Source organism: Streptomyces sp. NPDC001530, from assembly GCF_042894545.1.
In the GTDB taxonomy this organism is placed as follows: Bacteria; Actinomycetota; Actinomycetes; order Streptomycetales; family Streptomycetaceae; genus Streptomyces.
Genome location: NZ_JBIAVS010000008.1, coordinates 238,451 through 254,553, shown reverse-complemented (window position 1 = coordinate 254,553; position 16,103 = coordinate 238,451). Strand labels below are relative to the sequence as shown.

16 protein-coding genes and 1 pseudogene are annotated in these 16,103 nt (G+C 68.4%); 8 read left to right on the top strand and 9 right to left on the bottom strand.

Annotation, left to right across the window (positions count from 1 at the left end; translation table 11 throughout):
- Window positions 1-29 precede the first annotated feature (29 nt).
- The gene (locus tag ACFY0T_RS18385; protein ID WP_388871053.1) at window positions 30-1,244 is read right to left on the bottom strand and encodes a saccharopine dehydrogenase NADP-binding domain-containing protein; all 1,215 of its coding nucleotides are present in this window, start codon (window positions 1,242-1,244) and stop codon (window positions 30-32) included.
- A gap of 64 nt (window positions 1,245-1,308) precedes the next feature.
- Here ACFY0T_RS18385 and ACFY0T_RS18380 point away from each other — a divergent pair, with 64 nt between their 5' ends.
- Window positions 1,309-1,938: a TetR/AcrR family transcriptional regulator gene (locus ACFY0T_RS18380; RefSeq protein ID WP_388871051.1), complete on the top strand. Its 630-nt coding sequence runs from the start codon at window positions 1,309-1,311 to the stop codon at window positions 1,936-1,938.
- A 65-nt stretch (window positions 1,939-2,003) separates the two neighbouring features.
- Here ACFY0T_RS18380 and ACFY0T_RS18375 read toward each other — a convergent pair whose 3' ends face one another.
- The 3 genes from ACFY0T_RS18375 to ACFY0T_RS18365 form a co-directional block, all read right to left on the bottom strand.
- Complete coding sequence (locus ACFY0T_RS18375) at window positions 2,004-3,065, bottom strand: LLM class flavin-dependent oxidoreductase (protein ID WP_388871048.1); 1,062 nt, start codon at window positions 3,063-3,065, stop codon at window positions 2,004-2,006.
- On the bottom strand, window positions 3,065-3,598 hold the full coding sequence (locus ACFY0T_RS18370; RefSeq protein WP_388871045.1) for an SRPBCC family protein: 534 nt from the start codon (window positions 3,596-3,598) through the stop codon (window positions 3,065-3,067). The genes ACFY0T_RS18375 and ACFY0T_RS18370 overlap by 1 nt, the downstream gene beginning before the upstream one ends.
- Window positions 3,599-3,705: 107 nt before the next feature.
- Window positions 3,706-4,155: a winged helix-turn-helix transcriptional regulator gene (locus tag ACFY0T_RS18365; RefSeq protein ID WP_388871042.1), complete on the bottom strand. Its 450-nt coding sequence runs from the start codon at window positions 4,153-4,155 to the stop codon at window positions 3,706-3,708.
- Window positions 4,156-4,310: 155 nt separating this feature from the next.
- Between ACFY0T_RS18365 and ACFY0T_RS18360 the strand changes: the two genes are divergently transcribed.
- Window positions 4,311-5,207, top strand: coding sequence for a short-chain dehydrogenase/reductase (locus ACFY0T_RS18360; RefSeq protein ID WP_382095649.1), 897 nt, complete (start codon window positions 4,311-4,313; stop codon window positions 5,205-5,207).
- Between the two features lie 40 nt (window positions 5,208-5,247).
- Here ACFY0T_RS18360 and ACFY0T_RS18355 read toward each other — a convergent pair whose 3' ends face one another.
- Window positions 5,248-5,931, bottom strand: a complete 684-nt coding sequence (locus tag ACFY0T_RS18355) for a TetR/AcrR family transcriptional regulator (protein WP_388871039.1) — start codon at window positions 5,929-5,931, stop codon at window positions 5,248-5,250.
- A 260-nt stretch (window positions 5,932-6,191) separates the two neighbouring features.
- Between ACFY0T_RS18355 and ACFY0T_RS18350 the strand changes: the two genes are divergently transcribed.
- The 4 genes and pseudogenes from ACFY0T_RS18350 to ACFY0T_RS18335 form a co-directional block, all read left to right on the top strand.
- On the top strand, window positions 6,192-7,160 hold the full coding sequence (locus ACFY0T_RS18350; RefSeq protein WP_382278918.1) for an enoyl-CoA hydratase/isomerase family protein: 969 nt from the start codon (window positions 6,192-6,194) through the stop codon (window positions 7,158-7,160).
- A gap of 6 nt (window positions 7,161-7,166) precedes the next feature.
- Window positions 7,167-8,090 (top strand): alpha/beta fold hydrolase, encoded by a 924-nt coding sequence (locus ACFY0T_RS18345; protein WP_351833723.1) that lies wholly within the window; start codon window positions 7,167-7,169, stop codon window positions 8,088-8,090.
- A gap of 35 nt (window positions 8,091-8,125) precedes the next feature.
- Window positions 8,126-9,601 (top strand): class I adenylate-forming enzyme family protein, encoded by a 1,476-nt coding sequence (locus ACFY0T_RS18340; RefSeq protein ID WP_388871035.1) that lies wholly within the window; start codon window positions 8,126-8,128, stop codon window positions 9,599-9,601.
- 28 nt (window positions 9,602-9,629) lie between these two features.
- Window positions 9,630-10,106: pseudogene (locus ACFY0T_RS18335) on the top strand (MFS transporter); the annotation flags it as partial.
- Window positions 10,107-10,293: 187 nt separating this feature from the next.
- On the opposite strand, the gene ACFY0T_RS18330 reads toward ACFY0T_RS18335, so the two are convergent.
- Entirely contained in the window at window positions 10,294-11,166 is an 873-nt protein-coding gene (locus tag ACFY0T_RS18330; RefSeq protein WP_369250575.1) for an alpha/beta fold hydrolase, read from the bottom strand.
- 64 nt (window positions 11,167-11,230) lie between these two features.
- Between ACFY0T_RS18330 and ACFY0T_RS18325 the strand changes: the two genes are divergently transcribed.
- Window positions 11,231-11,836 (top strand): ABATE domain-containing protein, encoded by a 606-nt coding sequence (locus ACFY0T_RS18325; protein WP_369250574.1) that lies wholly within the window; start codon window positions 11,231-11,233, stop codon window positions 11,834-11,836.
- A gap of 71 nt (window positions 11,837-11,907) precedes the next feature.
- Here ACFY0T_RS18325 and ACFY0T_RS18320 read toward each other — a convergent pair whose 3' ends face one another.
- Window positions 11,908-12,417 carry a helix-turn-helix domain-containing protein gene (locus ACFY0T_RS18320; RefSeq protein WP_316783501.1) on the bottom strand — a complete coding sequence of 170 codons (510 nt, stop codon included), beginning with the start codon at window positions 12,415-12,417 and terminating at the stop codon, window positions 11,908-11,910.
- 115 nt (window positions 12,418-12,532) lie between these two features.
- Here ACFY0T_RS18320 and ACFY0T_RS18315 point away from each other — a divergent pair, with 115 nt between their 5' ends.
- A complete protein-coding gene (locus tag ACFY0T_RS18315) occupies window positions 12,533-13,546 on the top strand; it encodes an NADP-dependent oxidoreductase (RefSeq protein ID WP_388871031.1) in 1,014 nt (337 codons plus the stop codon).
- Window positions 13,547-13,807: 261 nt separating this feature from the next.
- On the opposite strand, the gene ACFY0T_RS18310 is transcribed toward ACFY0T_RS18315, so the two are convergent.
- Both ACFY0T_RS18310 and ACFY0T_RS18305 read right to left on the bottom strand, forming a co-directional pair.
- Window positions 13,808-14,818 (bottom strand): enoyl-CoA hydratase/isomerase family protein, encoded by a 1,011-nt coding sequence (locus tag ACFY0T_RS18310; protein ID WP_388871028.1) that lies wholly within the window; start codon window positions 14,816-14,818, stop codon window positions 13,808-13,810.
- 68 nt (window positions 14,819-14,886) lie between these two features.
- Window positions 14,887-16,047: an iron-containing alcohol dehydrogenase gene (locus ACFY0T_RS18305; RefSeq protein WP_382278906.1), complete on the bottom strand. Its 1,161-nt coding sequence runs from the start codon at window positions 16,045-16,047 to the stop codon at window positions 14,887-14,889.
- Between the last annotated feature and the right edge of the window lie 56 nt (window positions 16,048-16,103).

Here is a 16,103-nt window from a genome sequence, read left to right as displayed (position 1 = left end):
CCGACGCCATGATCTTGCCCGGGTAGCGATCAGCGGCGGCGGGGCGCCGACACCTCATGGACTTCATGCACTCCGGCCTCGGCTGCACCGAGCCTGAGGGTGTCGAGCCCGAAGGCCGCGACCGGTCCGTGCGCGCCAGGTTTGAGGACCGCATCCGGCGCCGCTGCCTGCACCGCGCCCCACGCCAGAAGAGATCCCGTCATCTCGTACGGATCCGGCCCGGTGAGGGTTGTCGTGACCAGGGGCCGGCCCTGTCCGTCACGGGCTACAGCGATCACCAGGGAACGGCCGTCGAGATCCGGTTCACGGCGGGATCCCGGGAGCCGCTCGGACCATCGCGCCAACGCGGCCCGCACCTTCGCCGACCGCAGCAATGGCGCCTGCAGGGTGGCGGCGATCTGTATCGGCCGGGTCCACCGTCCGAGCCAGCCCAGGCCTACCTCGACACTCTCCAGCTGAGGGAAAACCGCCGGGAGTCCGAGATGCTCCGTGCCCGGGACGGTCAGGGCCGAACGCTTCACACCGGCGTAGCGAAATGTGCGGACCCTCTTGGCGGCACGTTCGTCGATCAGCCGGGGAGGCTGCCCGGGACGTGCAGGACGGTAAGCGAAGCCGTCCTCGGCCGCCGCGGCAACGAGTGTCTGCCACGTACCTGCCGTGGTCAGGGTGTAGGAGTCGCGCAGAGTGCTGCGGTAGAGCAGTTCGTCCCCGTGTCCCGAGCGGGTGATGAAGTAGCCGATCTCGACATGTCGTGCCCGCTCGCCTGCCGTGTCCAGAGCCAGCGCGCCGGCGAGGTTGCCCGGCACGTAGTCATAGCCGAACGACGGCACGAGAGTCGCTCCCCGGGCGGCGGCCACGGAGTCCAGCTCATCGCGGACACGGCGAGCGAAGGGCCCCTCCCCCGCGGAGTCGAAGTAGTGGGCCCCTGCCCGCGCGGCGGCCGTGACCGGGACCATACCGACGTGGGTGAACGGCCCGACGGTAGAAAGGACCACGTCGCTGGGCTCCAGGAGGCGCGCGAAGTCGGACGCCGACGTGGCGTCCACCTCGAACACCGGAAGCTCTGCCTCGAAGGTGTCAGCCAGAGCCAGCATCCTGGTTCGGCTACGCCCGGCCAAGGTCGGCTTCTCGCCTCGTGCGAGCAGTTCCCGGAGCACTCGCTGTCCGGTGTATCCCGTCGCGCCCAGCAACACGATCCTGCGCTTTCCCACGGCTCCGCCTGCCTTCCCGGGGGGCGTTGTCATGACGACCATCGACCGACCGTGAGTCATTCATTGACTTCGGGTCATTGAATATACGATGGCACACATGAGAGGGCCAAACCGACGCCAGATGTACGCGGAGCAGACCCGGGCGGACCTGGTGGCGACCGCGCGCAAACTGTTCGTCGACAACGGCTTCGCGGGCACGTCGGTCGAGGCCATCACCGGGGCGGCGCTGGTGAGCAAGGGCACCTTCTATCACCACTTCCCGGACAAGAAGGCGATGTTCGCCGAGCTGTACACGGAGCTCATTCAGCAGGTCGGGGCTCTGGGAGACGCGACGTCCGAGGCGGTCCGGGCCACGCCGGACGAGCCTGCCATGACCGCGGTGGCCGACCTCACGCACGCCTTCCTGCGGCGGACCATCGACGACCCCCTGCACCGTGAGCTGATGGCCCAGGCACCCGCGGTCCTGGGCGAGCAGTACCGGCACATCAACGAAACCGTCGCCCAACCGCCGATCGAACGGCTCCTGACCGTTTTGGCCGAACGCGGCGACCTGCAACCGGATGTGCCTGTCGCCACCGTCGCCCGGCTGCTCTTGGCAGGCCTGTGCGAGGGCAACCAGATCATCGCCGCCGCGGCGGATCGGGAAGATGCCCTGGCCAGGACGTTCCGCGCGATCACCCTGCTGATGTCGGGCCTGGCCGCCGACGACATCAGCGCCCGCGGCTGACCTGACCGGGACCCCGTCGACGGCACCGACGCTGAGCGGCCCTCGTTGACCGGCATGCCCCGTCGCTACCGTGCCGCCTCGTCCTCGATGTCGCGGACCAGGTCGATGGCCCGGCCCAAGGTCGCGAGCCGGGCGGCGAGGGTCTCGCCGGCGGGATAGAAGCGAACGGTGTCGACACCGGTGTCGCGCCACACGCGCAGCCGCTCGCGCACCATGTCCTCGGTTCCGATCAGCGTGGTCGCCAGCACCATCTCGTCGGTGACCAGGCCGGCCGCGCCGTCCCGGTCCCCCGCCTGCCAACGTGTCCGGACCTCGGCCGCCACCTCGGCCCAACCCTGGCGGCTGTAGGCGTTGTTGTAGAAGTTCGTGGTCGCCGAGCCCATGCCGCCGAGGCTGAAGGCGAGCTCCTTCTTGCGCCCGGCGACCATTGCGCGCAGCGCGTCCTCGTCTTCGGCGAAGGCGACCTCGGCGCCCTGGCAGATGTCCAGGTCCGAGCGGCTGCGACCAGCGGCAGCCAGGCCCTGGTCCAGGTGGTCGAAGTACGCCTCCTTGGCGCCCTCGGGTACGAAACTGGTGCCCAGCCAGCCGTCCGCGATCTCACCGGTCAGGTGCAGCATCTTCGGGGAGAGGGTCGCCAGGTAGACCGGGATGTCGTACTCGGCGCGCATCGACAGCCGCATGGGCTTGGCTTCCCCGCCCGGCAGGGGGATCTGGAACTCCCGCCCGGAGTAGGCGACTTTCTCCCCCGACGCGGCCCGCCGCACGATCTCGACGGTCTCTCGCATCCGTGACAGCGGACGGTCGAAGGGCACTCCGTGCAGTCCTTCGATCACCTGCGGCCCGGAGGGTCCCAGTCCGAGAAGGAAGCGCCCGTCGGAAATCCGGGACAGCGTGATCGCGGCGCGGGCGATGGCCATCGGCGTGCGGGTGCCGAGCTGAATGATTCCCGATCCGAGCAGCATGCGCTCGGTCCTCGCGGCGAGGTAGCCCAGCGGCGAGGGCGCCTCGGAGCCCCACGCCTCCGCCACCCAGCAGATGTCCAGACCGAGCTTCTCCGCCTCGGTGACGTAGTCGACGATCTCCCGCCAATCGGCGCCGGAGGCTTCGATCGTGGTAGAGGTGCGCATCAGAGAGTCGCCTCGCCAGAGGCCCCGGCGCCCTCAGCCAGCTTCTTGATCCCCTCGACAGTGGCGGTCATGTTGGTCTCGAACTCCCGCATGCGCACGAAGACGATCTTCTGCTCCTTCTCCGGCATGCGGTCGATGGCGAAGGAGAGACCCGAGCGAGCGGGCCCCATCTGCATCCATTCCCGCAGCAGAGTGCCGCCGTCCTGCGGCTCCAACAAGAACCGCCAGATCGCTGTCGGGTTCAACGGGTCCTCCACCGCCCAAGCGAGCCTCCTCGACGGCTCACACTCGACGATGTGGGACGTGGTGGCCCACTCCCCCAAGGACTCATGACTGCTCCGGCCGATGAATCGGGCCCCCAGGGCAGGGCCGCCTCCGCCATCCAGCCACTCGACCGATTGCAGCTCGGGACTCAGGCGCGGCATCAGCTCAATGTCGGACACCAGCGTCCACACCTCTGTCGGTGGGGCGGCGATCCAGGTGTGGACCTCAACCGTCGGCTTGTCCGCATAGCGCGCGCCCGTCCACTCCATGATCCCGCAGCCTCTCGCCAAAGACACCCACGTGAGCTTTTGACCTGTAAAGTTGCGTAAATAGACTTACCTGTCAAGGGTGAGTGCGGATCTGCGGAACCACTGAGTCAGTCCGCGAAACGCCCCTTCACATCCGGCCGCTCGGCCAGGTGCGGCGGATAGCCAGGGCCCATCCGAGTACGGGTGTTGTCTGCGGTCATCGGCTCACCACAGGCGGCGCACACCACCTCGGCATGGGTTTCCTCCCCGCACACCTCGTGATGCATGGCGACCGGCGGGCCCGCTTCACCAGCCAGCCAACGGTCCCCCCAGCGATTCATCACCAGCAGCACGCCGTAGAAGTCGCGCCCCTTCTCGGTGAGCACGTAGTCGTAGCGAACCGGCTCCGCCTGGTACGGCCGCTTCTCCAGCAGCCCCTCCTCCACCAGCCGGCGCAGCCGGTCCGTGAGCGTGTTGCGTGCGATCCCCAGCGACTCCTGGAACGCGTCGAACCGCCGGATCCCGTAGAACGCCTCGCGCAGCACCAAGGGCGTCCACCAGTCCCCGAGCAGGTCCATGGTCCGCGCGATCGAGCAGGGCCACTGAGCAAAGGATGTCCGCCTCATGACAGCCAGCATAGGTTCGTCCAGTCATGAGACCCAGCAGGTACGGCGAGTACGGAACCTGCGCGCGATGCCTTGTGTTCCATAAATAACGAAGTTATGTTGCCGCCATGAAACGTGACTTGCTGGGCAGAAAGCTGGTTGTCACCGGAGCGGCACGCGGGATCGGCGAGAAGGTGGCCCGCCTGGCCGCCGCCCGAGGGGCTCGTGTGGCCCTGATCGGCCTGGAGTCCGATCGGCTGCGCGCCCTCGCCGATGATCTAGGCCCCGCCGCCTCATGGTCTGAGGCCGATGTGCGTGACGGTGCCGCCCTCCGGTCAGCGATCGACGGGGCCGCGGAGGTCATGGGCGGCGTCGACCTCGTCGTCGCCAATGCCGGCGTCGTGGCGTACGGAACGGTGCGGCAGACAGATGAGGCGTCGTTCGAGCGGGTCCTGGACGTCAATTTGAACGGGGTGTTCCGCACCCTTAAGTACGCGACGCCCCATCTGGAGCGCAGCCGGGGCCATGTACTGGTCGTGGCGTCCGCGCTCTCCTTCATGCCGCTGGCCGCGATGGCCTCGTACGGCGCGAGCAAGGCCGCGGCCGAGATGCTCGCCCTGACCTACCGCCAGGAGGTGGCACACCTCGGGATCACGGTCGGCCTCGTGCACCCCTCCTGGATCGACACGGACCTCGTCCGGGGGGCCGAGGCAGACCTCCCCTCGTTCCAGGGGCTGCGCCGACGGCTGCCCTATCCGGGCAATGTCACCACGAGCGCCGACCGGGCTGCCGCTGCGATCGTCGACGGGCTCGTGCGCCGACGCAGCCGCGTGTACGTCCCGCGCGCCGTCGCCGTGGCCAACTGGGCCAAGGGGGCACTGAACTCGCCGCTGACCTGGCCCTGGGCTCGGCGTTTCGCGGCCCGCGCGGTTCCGTCCCTGGAACGGGAGGTCGAGGCATTGGGGAGGCATGACCAACTCACGCCGGGTACCAACAGCCCCACCGTGGAGACCAGGTCGCCCTAGCGTGGAGCGCAAGGGGCGGCACCCGGCCGCCCCCCCCTTCTCACAGGCCTTGGATGATGGATTCGTACAAGCGCGCGCCGGCCTCGTGCGAGGCCTCGGCACGTTCACGCCTGTCACCCAAGCCGACAGAGAAGTTCACACCCATCGGTAGAAGCACCTGCATCACCGCGTCGTCGAACTCGACGAAGTGCTCGGCCAGTTCAAGGGTGATGTAGCCGTGTACAAAGCTCCACAACTGAGCGGCTATGACCTCGGGTCGCTGCTGCCGGCCCCTGCCGGAGCGCACGAGCCGTTCGCACGCCGCGACGACATGGGCGTGGGCTTCTCGAAATCCCGGTGAGCGCCCACTCAGGCGAAGGTCCGCGTCCGACAGCGGCCGGTATGTCGCGCGAGTGGACAGGCCGAACATCAGGTCGTAGAGGTGAGGGTTCTCGTGGGCCATTCGACGACACGTCAAGGCCATGGCGAAGAGTTCCGCGATCGGATCCTCAGTCACCGGCACCTGGGCAAAAGCTCTACCGAGTTCCTTGAACCCATGGTCGGCAACGGCGCTCATCAGCTCAGGGATCCCGCCGAAGTGGCTGTAGACCACCATGGTCGACAGTCCGCTCGCGGAAGCCACCGTGCGCGCCTTGATGGCCGACGGCCCCTGCTCGGCCAGCAGACCGATGGCCGCCTGGACAAGTCGCTCCTGCGCGTCTCCGACCCTCGCCCGCCCTGCCATGTCTCGCCCGCCTCCACCGTTGACACATTGAAAATAACTTGGTTATCTAACTCTTCACGGCAATGTTACACATTGTGGGCGACATGTCGTCACGGACACGGCGTACGTCTCTGGACCCGTCGTCACGCGCTGCCCAGTCTCATGCCGCCTGCGCGGACACAACCCCCGGGGCGAACACGACCCCATCACTGCCACACGCGGCCGCAACTGTCCCACGCACTTTCCCACCCCTCCATGAACTCAGCACGGGAGCAGACTTCATGCCGTACACAGACAAGGGCCATCTCAAGATCGAGGACCGGGGAGCCGTCCTGGTCGTCCGTGTCGACGGTGGCCCGCACCAGGAGTTCGGCCTCGACATCTCCACCCAGCTGGACAAACTGGTGGACCGGGCCGACCGCGATCCGAACATTCGTGCCGTCGTCTTCACCGGGGCGCATCCCGAACGGTTCGTCAGCCATGCCGCGGTCCGATGGCTTCAAGAAGAGGGCGCAGCCAGCCCTACCGTCGGCCGCCGCGGAGCCGCCGCCGTCGTGCGCATGGCAAAGCACGTGGACCGATCTCGTCTCCTGGGCACCTTGATGCGCAAGACTCCGATGCGAGGTGCCCTCCAACTGGAGCGCCTGCACACGACGTTCCTCCGGATGAACCGCAGCGGTGTCCTCTTCGTCGCTGCCCTCAACGGTTCGGCTCTCGGCCTCGGCGCGGAGTTCGCCTGGGCCTGCGATCTGCGGGTCATGGCTGACGGAGACTTCTTCATCGGCCAGCCAGAAGTCCTCCTCGGCATCATTCCCGGCGGAGGCGGCACCCAGCGGTTGACTCGCCTGATCGGTACCCACCGGTCCTTGGCAGCGATCCTCGAAGGCAAGCCCTTCACACCTGCGGAGGCTCTCGCCAATGGAGCGGTCGACCAGGTCGTTCCGCAGGACCAGGTGGTCACACAGGCGATAGAACTCGCTGAACGCCTCGGCAAGCGATCGAAGGGATCGGTCGCGGCTGCCAAGAGGTCGGTGTACTTCGGCGGCTCCATGTCACTGGAGGACGGTCTGCACGTCGAACGCGCCGAGTTCTTCACCAGGGTGATGTCGCAGGAAGGTCAGGAATTGATGCTCGGCTACCTGAATGCGACAGACGTGATCGGCGAACTCCCGCTCTACAGGCCTGACACCTACACGCAGGCACTCGCCTCGGGCAGCGTGCCCCGGCGCCGCTCGACGAATGAACGGTGACTCGACATGACAGCACCACAGCCCTTCATCCGGCACAACGTCACCTTCCCCTCCGGCGACAGTACCTGCGCCGGCTGGCTCTACCTGCCCACGGGTGTCACCTCCCCGCCCGTCGTCGTTCTCGGACACGGCCTGGGCGCCACCCGCGAGATGCGCCTCGACGCCTTCGCCGAGCGTTTCGCACAGGCCGGCATCGCCTCCCTTGCCTTCACGTACCGACACTTCGGGGACAGCGGCGGCCACCCTCGCCAGCTCCTGTCGATCAAGCGCCAGCTGGCCGACTGGGACTCCGCCCTCGCCTACGTCAAGACACGCCATGATGTCGACCGCGCACGCGTCGCGGTGTGGGGCAGCTCCTTCGGCGGCGGCCACGCCATCACGGTGGCCTCTCGACATCCGGAACTACGCGCGGCCGTGGCCCAGTGCCCGTTCACCGACGGTCTCGCCTCCGCGCTCGCGCTCGGCCCGGTCGCCTCGCTCAGAATGACCCCCGTACTTGCCCGGGATCTGACAGCCAGAGTGCGTGGTAAGGCACCCGCGATGGTTCCCATCGCCGCCGCCCCTGGCTCCCCGGCCCTCATGAACGCTCCGGACGCCCTCCCCGGATACCAGGCACTGCAGCCTGCCGGGACAACGTTCCGCAACGAAGTGGCGGCACGGGTCATTCCGACCATCGCCGGTTACCGGCCCGGGCGTGCGGCAAGGAAGGTCGCCATGCCCATCCTCTTCTGCGTCAGCAACACCGATTCGGTCACGCCTCCCGCCCAGACCCTCCGGTACGCCCGGACCGCGCCCCGGGGAGAGATCAAGAGATACGACGCCGGTCACTTCGACTTCTATACCGGCGAGACGTTCGAGGCGCTGGTCCGCGACCAGATCGAGTTCCTCTCCCGCCAGTTGGACCCGGCACCTGCCGTGTCGACGACTTGACCGGATCGCATCACACCGAGACAGGTACGTTCGCCATGAATTTCGCTTCTCTGCCCGACCGCCGAGCCGAGCTCGACCCCCAGGGGGCCGCGGTATCGGACGGGCGGCAGTCCCTCACCAACGCCCAACTGCTGAGCGGGGTCCTCCGGACGGCGCGCCAGCTCCACGATCTCGGAATCGGTCCCGGTGACGTCGTCGCCCTCAAGCTGACGAACCGCGTCGAGTTCGTCCTTCTGCTGTTCGCCGCCTGGCGGCTCGGCGCCACCATCACACCGGTCAACCCGAGCATGACCGATGTCGAAGTGGTCCGGCAGCTCAAGGACTCCGGTGCGCGCCTGCTCGTGGTCGAGGACGGTTCGGAAACCACGGCAGGCCTGGCCACACTCACCGTCGGTGAACTGAGCGAACATCAGGCGCCGGAGTGGGATCAGGCACCGCGTCTGGACTCGTCCGCGCTGGCTCTCCTCATCTACACCAGCGGCACGACCGGGGTACCCAAGGGCGTGATGCTCGACCACGCCAACATCGACGCCATGGTGGAGATGGGACGCCAGGCTCTCGAGCTGGGGCCGAGCGACCGCTGCCTGCTGATCCTGCCGCTCTTCCACGTGAACGGCATCGTGGTCAGCATCCTGACGCCGCTTCTGGCCGGCGCCAGTGTCGTCATCGCGGGCCGCAGGTTCGACCCCCACCACTTCTTCGACCTCGTCGAACAGGAGCGCCCCACCTTCTTCAGCGCCGTCCCGACGATCTACAGCATGCTCGCAGCACTCCCTGACGACGTTCGGCCCGACACATCGTCGGTGAGGTTCGCGGTCTGCGGCGCCGCACCTGCCTCCGCCGAGTTGCTGACCCGGTTCGAGGCCCGGTACGGGTTTCCCCTCGTCGAGGGGTACGGGCTCTCCGAAGGAACCTGCGGCTCCACCATCAACCCCGTCGCGGGACCCCGTCGCGCAGGAACCGTGGGGCTTCCCTTCCCCGGCCAGGAGATCCGGATCCTCGACGCCGACGGTACCGAGGCGGCGCCGGGCACGGACGGCGAGGTCGTCCTGAGGGGCCCCAACATCATGCGCGGCTATCTCGGCCGTCCGGACGACACGGCCCGGGTCGTCGTCGACGGCTGGTTGCACACGGGCGACGTGGGCCACCTCGACGCCGAGGGCTATCTGACCCTGGTCGGACGCTCGAAAGACATGATCATCCGTGGTGGGGAGAACATCTACCCCAAGGAGATCGAGGACGTGCTCGCGAGCGACCCGTCGGTCCTCGAGGCCGCAGTGATCGGCGTACCCGACGAGAAGTGGGGCGAGGTGGTGGTCGCCTACGTTCAACCCCGGCCTGGTTCGACCGTCGACCCGGCGGCGCTCAATGCGCTTTGCGCGCGCAGCCTGACCGGCTTCAAGCGCCCGGCCTCATACGTCGTGGTGGAAGCCATCCCGAAGAACGCGGTCGGCAAGATCGACAACGGCTCCTTGCGGGCAGGCCACACTGCCGTCCTTGCAGGGTCCTGATCAGCGCAGTTGGGGTTATGGTCCGCACCTGTCCGACCGCATCGGCGGCGCTCCCGTTGTCACAGTCGGCATGGCCCTGAACACAGTGGGCCTGGGGCTCTGGGCGCTGGCCGTCGAGCCGCAGGTGTCGTACACCTCGCTTCTGCCGGCGCTGATCGTCTGCGGAATCGGCATGGGTATGTTCTTCGCTCCCAGCGCGTACCTCGTCATGGGCACGGTCCGCCCGGAGGAGCAGGGCATAGCCCCCGGTGCCAACAACGCGATCCGCGAGGTCGGCGGTGCCATAGGCGTCGCATCGCTGGCGGCGGTGTTCTCCGCGCAGGGCGGCTACGAATCGGCCTCACTGGTCGTGGACGGGCTGGTGCCGGCGCTCTGGGTCGGTGCCGGTGCGGTCGGCCCGGCGGCGGCCCTGGCTCTCCTGATGCCCCGGCGGCACGGGGCTGACGGCCCAGCTGCCGGCCTTGCCACGGAAGACGCTCCGGCCGGCGCATCGGTCGCAATCTGAGCTCCACGCCGGGGGGTGGCCCAGCCTGTTGCAGCTGGGCCACCCCCCGGCGCTCCCGTCCTTCACGCTTCAAGCTCATTCGCCGCGCGCGGGGGCATCGCACCGTGGTCGAAGCCCCTCCGACGACTTGCCCATGCGGCCAGTGCGCACCCTCCGGAGGGACGCAATGTCCGTCACCGCGACGGCGTCAGCGGTTCGTCTCTCCGGCCAGGAACGGGCGCAAGTGCGCCAACAGCGCCTCCGGCTGCTCTTCCGGGATGAAGTGACCGCATTCCGGGATCTCGGCACCCGTGACGTCATCCGCGTAGTCGCGCCAGATCTCCAGCGTCGGCAAGCGGGCCGGCAGCCCCGCGGCACCCCACAAGGCCAGCATCGGCATGGCGAGGCGGCGCTCCGCGGACGCGTCGATGTCGTCCAGCGCAATGTCCTGCTCCATGGCCCGGTAATCGTCGAAACTCGCGCGCATGGCACCCGGACGGGAGAAGGCGCGGACGTACCCGTCGACTGCATCGGGTGTCAGTCCGTGGCGGTTGTAGGTCCACCGCTCGAAGAAGTACTCGAGATACCCCCGCATGTCATGCCCCACCAGCCGCTCGGGCAGATCGGGCTGCATCTGGAACAGCCAGTGCCAGTACCCGGAGGCAAGCGAGGCGTCCAGGCGGCGGAACATCTCCCGGGTGGGCACGATGTCGAGCACGGCCAGCCGTTCCACCTGCTCCGGGCGGTCCAGCGCCCAGCGGTGCCCCACCCGCGCGCCGCGGTCGTGCCCCACGACCGCGGCCTTCTCGAAGCCGAGGACTTCGACGAGGCCGGCGATGTCGGCGGCCATCCGCCGTTTGTCGTAGCCGGTGGTGGGTTTGTCGCTCAGGCCGTAGCCGCGCAGGTCGGGTGCCACGACGGTGTGGTCGGCAGCGAGATCCGCCAGCACCGGCCGCCAGCAGTCGGAGGTCTGCGGCCAGCCGTGGAGCAGGACGAGCAGAGGGCCGGAGCCCGCGCGGAGGTAGTGCAGACGGACCCCGTCCACCTGACTCACTCCGGTCGCCACTGTCGGCTGCCCCATGGATCCGCCTCCTTCGCACGCACTAACCCTCTTAGATGGTTAAGCTAACGTGCAGAATAGGGACGTGGCAACGGACGGTATGTGGATCTGGGACGGCGGGCGGGTCTGCCTGGACCTCGTCAACACCCTGCGCGACCGTTGGCGGACATCGCCGACGGAGACACTCCGGAGTTCAGGCGACCTGGTCCTCTGGCTTCACGAGGCCGGGCTGCTCGCACCGGACCCCCCGCACCCCGCCACTGCCGCCACCCTGGCGTCGGGCCGCCGACTGCGCGAGGTCGTCGACCGGGCCGTGCTGGCGGGCGCCGACGGCCGTCTGCCGGCAGCCGACGACATCATGATGCTCAACCGATCAGCAGCGGAGGCCCCGCGCCCCGCCCTGCAGATCACCGTCACGGACGGACGCCTGGAGCCTGCCGGCACCGCGAAGCTGGCCACCGACCCCGCGGTCGCCTTGGCGCTCGTCGCTCAGGATGCCGTCGATCTACTTCTGTCCGCCGAGATCCGGCGCGTACGCGTCTGCGGCGCGGACACCTGCGCCCTGCGCTTCTTGGACCGCTCCCCTGCCCACAACCGCCGCTGGTGCTCCATGGCGCGCTGCGGCAACCGCACCAAGGTCCGCCTCCACCAGGCCCGGGCCAGAGGGAGCGAGCACACCCCGAGAGGCTGAGGCCCTCCGCCCGGCACCCTCGTCTACAGCCAGCGACGTCGCGCCGATCGCCCGACGCAACCGCGTTCAGCTCACTCGGCGGCCTTCATGCGAAAAGCGGGCCCAGGAACGCTCTCGATGTCTTCCTCCCGCACGGAGTGGCCTTGTTCGCAGCGGACGTGGACGTTGACGTGCGCGCCGCACCCACGGTGCCGCGTCAGCACGGCCGGCCCCTCCGGATCGGCGCGATACCGGTCGCCCCACTGCAGGAGCCCCATCACGGCCGGCACGAGATCCATGCCCTTCGGGGTGATCACGTACTTCGGCCGGCTCCGCGCACCCGGCTCCTTGTAGGTCTCGGTGGCCAGGATCCCTTCCTCCACCAGCATCCGGAGTCGCGCCGCGAGCAGGTTGCGAGGACAGCCCAGGACGCGTTCGAAGTCACCGAAGCGGGACGAGCCGTACCAGACCTCGCGGAGGATCAGGATCGTCCACTTCTCCCCCACGACCTCAAGGGTCCGCGCGATCGAGCAGTTCGACATGTCCCGGTCGAGACGGGGGTCCATGCCGGAGTCCTGAAGAGCTTCGGTCCACACATCCATGGGGTGATACTAACCTCGCCTAAGTTTACTTTCCTATACCCAGCAAGTAGCGTCACAACTGGCACATCAACCCGGCCGCGCACGCGAAGCGGGGCCTCCCAGAAAGGCGGCCGGCATGAAGGCATTCGTCGTCGCGAAGTACGGCAAGAACGGCGCCCGCGCCGCACAGGTACCCGAGCCCACCGTCGGGGACCGCGACGTCCTGGTCAGAGTGAGCGCCGCCAGCATCAACCCGCTGGACAAGATGGTCCGCAACGGAGAGTTCAAGCAACTCCTGAAGTACAGGCTTCCGTTCACCCTCGGCCACGACGTGTCCGGCGTCGTGACGCGTGTCGGTTCCGCCGTACGCGGCTTCGAAGTGGGGGACGAGGTCTACGCCCGTCCCCGCGACCTGCGGATCGGCAGTTTCGCGGAGTTCATCGCGATCGACCAGAACGACGTCTCGCCCAAGCCGGCCTCACTCACCTTTGAAGAGGCAGCCGCAGTACCGCTGGTGGCCCTGGCCGCCTGGCAGATCCTCGTCGACCGCGCCCGCGTGCAGCCGGGCCAGAAGGTACTCATCCACGCCGGTGCCGGTGGCCTCGGATCGACGGTCATCCAGCTCGCCAAGCACCTCGGCGCCACAGTGGCGACGACGACTGGCACCGACACCGAGAAGCTGGTCAGGAGCCTCGGCGCCGACGTCGTCGTCGACTACACCAAGGAAGACTTCTCCAAGGTGCTGTCCGGCTACGACCTGGTGCTGGACTCCCTGGGCGGGACAAACCTCGAGAAGTCCCTGACGGTGCTGAGGCCCGGCGGTCTGGCCATCGGTGTCGTCGGCCCGCCGGACGCCGGGTTCGCCAAGCAGCTCGGCGCCCCCTCGTTCATGGGCCTGGTGATGAACACGCTCAGCCGCAAGGTCCGCAAGCAGGCCAAGGCGCTGGGCGTGCGCTACCAGTTCCTCTTCATGCAGGCCGACGGCTCCCAGCTGCGCAAGCTCAGCGCCCTCTACGACAGCGGGAAGCTCCGCCCGGTCGTCGACAGGACCTTCCCGTTCGACCAGACGCTCGAGGCGATGGCGTACGTCGAGCAGGGCCGCACCAAGGCCGGCAAGGTCGTGGTCTCGATGGTGCCCGACGGCGACTGAGATCAGGCCGGGCCGCTACGCCGCCCCGAGCCGTGGTCGATACCTCGCACCCGTTGCGCGTCAGGCTGGGTCACGGCTCCGAACCACCGCGCCTATGCGAGCCCGCCGAGGCGGAGAGACGGAGATTTCACCGCGCCAGGCGAAATCCCCTTACGGCTCGCGGTAATCGCCGCTCATGACGGACAGGGCCTGACAGGCTTGCATCGACCACGCACCGGCGCCGTGGACGGCTCCGCGTCCCTCCCGACCCCGCGGAATTACTCAGGACTGCAGCGTCCGTCCGTCGTGCGACGCGCGTTGCCAGTGGGGACTGCGGTCCTTGTCGACCAGGGCCGCACGGACGCCCTCCAGGAAGTCCGGCGTGCGGATGGTCGTGCGGGTGAGAGCGAGTTCGATGGCGAGGCATTCGCGCAACGTGTACTGCCTGCCCCGCGCGAGCAAGGCGTGAGTGATCTCCAGGCTCTGCGGCGAGGCCGCCTCCAGGGCGGCCAGCGCTGCTGCGGCCCAGGGGGCGTCGAGGTGGTGCAGGCGTTTCTCGATCTCGCCGAGGGTCGGCGCACCGAACGCCCAGTCCACGTCACCGCGTACGTCCGCCAGCCTGCTCTCCGCCACCGGGGAACGGCCAGCAAGACGGTTCAGGACGACGTCCACCGGGTCACCGGGGCTGTCGGCCAAAGCGTCCGCGACCGCGGCGAGCCGGTCGCTGGGGACGAAGTGTGTGGCCAGCCCCGTGTACAGGGCGTCGGCCGCGTCGAGCCGGTGCCCGGTCAGTCCCAGGTACATGCCGATCGCGCCGGGCAGCCTCGGCAGAAAGTAGCTGGCCCCGATGTCCGGGAAGAACCCGATCCCGGTCTCGGGCATCGCCAGCACCGCGCTCTCGGTGACGACGCGGAAGCCGCCGTGGACGGACAGCCCCAGACCGCCACCCATACAGAGGCCGTCGATGAGCGACACGATCGGGACGGGATACTCGGCGATCCGGGCGTTGAGCCGGTATTCGGAGGCGAAGAACCCTTCACTGGCCGCGGCATCCCCGGCAAGGCTGTGCTCTCGGATCGTGCGAATGTCTCCGCCGGCGCAGAACGCCTTCGTGCTGGTGCTGGCGAGCACCACAGCGGACAGGCGGGTGTGCTCCCGTGCGGCGAGTGCGCCGTCGATGGCGCCGACCATGCTCGTCGTCAGGGCGTTGAGCGCCTTGGGCCGGTTCAGCAGGATCCGGCCGACGCCTCGGTGCACGTCGGTGAGAACCTCGACCGCAGCGGTATCAGTCATGGCTCGTCATCTCGCACTCCGCGTGGACCTGACTGTCGTGGCCATCACGGTTCCTCACTCGCCGGGTGTCAGGCGTAGATCTGGGCGTAGAGATCCTGGATCTCGTCCGCGGTGGGTACGACGGGGTTGTTGGCCGGGGATCCGGACTCGAGCGCCTGCTCTGCCATGAGGGGCAACAGGCGGAACCACTCGTCCTTGTCGATGCCGTGGGCCCGAGGGGTGGGCACTTCAAGATCCTTGCACAGGTCACGGAGCGCCTCCACGAACCTCTCGGCGGCCATGGCGTCACTGTCGCCGTCGGTGGCGGCTCCGAGGGCGCGGGCGCAGTCGGCGTACCGGCTCTCGGCGGCGGGCACGGAGAACGCCGTCACCGCGGGGAAGAGCATCGCGTTCGACAGACCGTGGGCAACGTGGAAGTGAGCGCCGATAGGACGGCTCATGCCGTGCACGAGCGCCACGCTGGAGTTGGAGAAGGCGATGCCGGCCTGGGTCGCGGCGAGCATCATCGCCTCGCGAGCCTCGACGTCTCCGCCGTCGACGTAGACGCGGCGGAGGTGGCGGCCGATGGTCCGGATCGCGTTCAGGGCAAGGCCTTCGGAGAACGGATTGGCCCTGCGGCTCACGTACGCCTCGACGGCATGAGTGAGCGCGTCGACACCGGTGTCCGCGGTCAGCCGGGCCGGCATCGACAGGGTCAGTTCGAAGTCGACGACGGCGGCGACCGGCAGGAACGCCGGCCCCGGACAGAGCATCTTCTCGTCCGTCGCGCTGTCGGTGATGATGGTGAACTGGGTGGCCTCCGAGCCGCTGCCCGCAGTGGTCGGGACCGCGATCACCGGAAGCGCCGGGCCGAGGCTGGTGTGCGGGGCCTTGTAGTCCCGCATCCGGCCGCCCTGGACGCCCAGCAGACCGAGGGCCTTGGCAGTGTCCATCGGGCTGCCGCCGCCGAACCCGATCACCGAGTCCGCCCCGTGTTCCCGCAGCACGGCCAGGCCCGCCTCGAGCGAGTCGGTCGTCGGATCCGGGACGGTGCCGGCGAACAGGCACGGCTGTAGCCCGGCATCCCTCAGCGTCGACATCAGGCGTTCCGCCACACCCGTCCCGGCAAGGAACGCGTCCGTCACCAGCAAGGGGCGGTGCAGGCCCAACCCTGCAACGACGTCACCCAGCTCGCCGACGGCACCGCCGCCGACGCGCAGGATCCGCGGGAGGGAAAGGCTGGCAACCATGGCGGCCCTTTCGGCAAGAACAGCGGAGCATGTCGCGCCCGCTGCCCCGACTGTGC

Coding starts and splice junctions, on each gene's coding strand:
- ACFY0T_RS18385 (WP_388871053.1), bottom strand. CDS start 1,244: ATGACAACGCCCCCCGGGAAGGCAGGCGGAGCCGTGGGAAAGCGCAGG.
- ACFY0T_RS18380 (WP_388871051.1), top strand. CDS start 1,309: ATGAGAGGGCCAAACCGACGCCAGATGTACGCGGAGCAGACCCGGGCG.
- ACFY0T_RS18375 (WP_388871048.1), bottom strand. CDS start 3,065: ATGCGCACCTCTACCACGATCGAAGCCTCCGGCGCCGATTGGCGGGAG.
- ACFY0T_RS18370 (WP_388871045.1), bottom strand. CDS start 3,598: ATGGAGTGGACGGGCGCGCGCTATGCGGACAAGCCGACGGTTGAGGTC.
- ACFY0T_RS18365 (WP_388871042.1), bottom strand. CDS start 4,155: ATGGACCTGCTCGGGGACTGGTGGACGCCCTTGGTGCTGCGCGAGGCG.
- ACFY0T_RS18360 (WP_382095649.1), top strand. CDS start 4,311: ATGAAACGTGACTTGCTGGGCAGAAAGCTGGTTGTCACCGGAGCGGCA.
- ACFY0T_RS18355 (WP_388871039.1), bottom strand. CDS start 5,931: ATGGCAGGGCGGGCGAGGGTCGGAGACGCGCAGGAGCGACTTGTCCAG.
- ACFY0T_RS18350 (WP_382278918.1), top strand. CDS start 6,192: ATGCCGTACACAGACAAGGGCCATCTCAAGATCGAGGACCGGGGAGCC.
- ACFY0T_RS18345 (WP_351833723.1), top strand. CDS start 7,167: ATGACAGCACCACAGCCCTTCATCCGGCACAACGTCACCTTCCCCTCC.
- ACFY0T_RS18340 (WP_388871035.1), top strand. CDS start 8,126: ATGAATTTCGCTTCTCTGCCCGACCGCCGAGCCGAGCTCGACCCCCAG.
- ACFY0T_RS18330 (WP_369250575.1), bottom strand. CDS start 11,166: ATGGGGCAGCCGACAGTGGCGACCGGAGTGAGTCAGGTGGACGGGGTC.
- ACFY0T_RS18320 (WP_316783501.1), bottom strand. CDS start 12,417: ATGGATGTGTGGACCGAAGCTCTTCAGGACTCCGGCATGGACCCCCGT.
- ACFY0T_RS18315 (WP_388871031.1), top strand. CDS start 12,533: ATGAAGGCATTCGTCGTCGCGAAGTACGGCAAGAACGGCGCCCGCGCC.
- ACFY0T_RS18310 (WP_388871028.1), bottom strand. CDS start 14,818: ATGACTGATACCGCTGCGGTCGAGGTTCTCACCGACGTGCACCGAGGC.
- ACFY0T_RS18305 (WP_382278906.1), bottom strand. CDS start 16,047: ATGGTTGCCAGCCTTTCCCTCCCGCGGATCCTGCGCGTCGGCGGCGGT.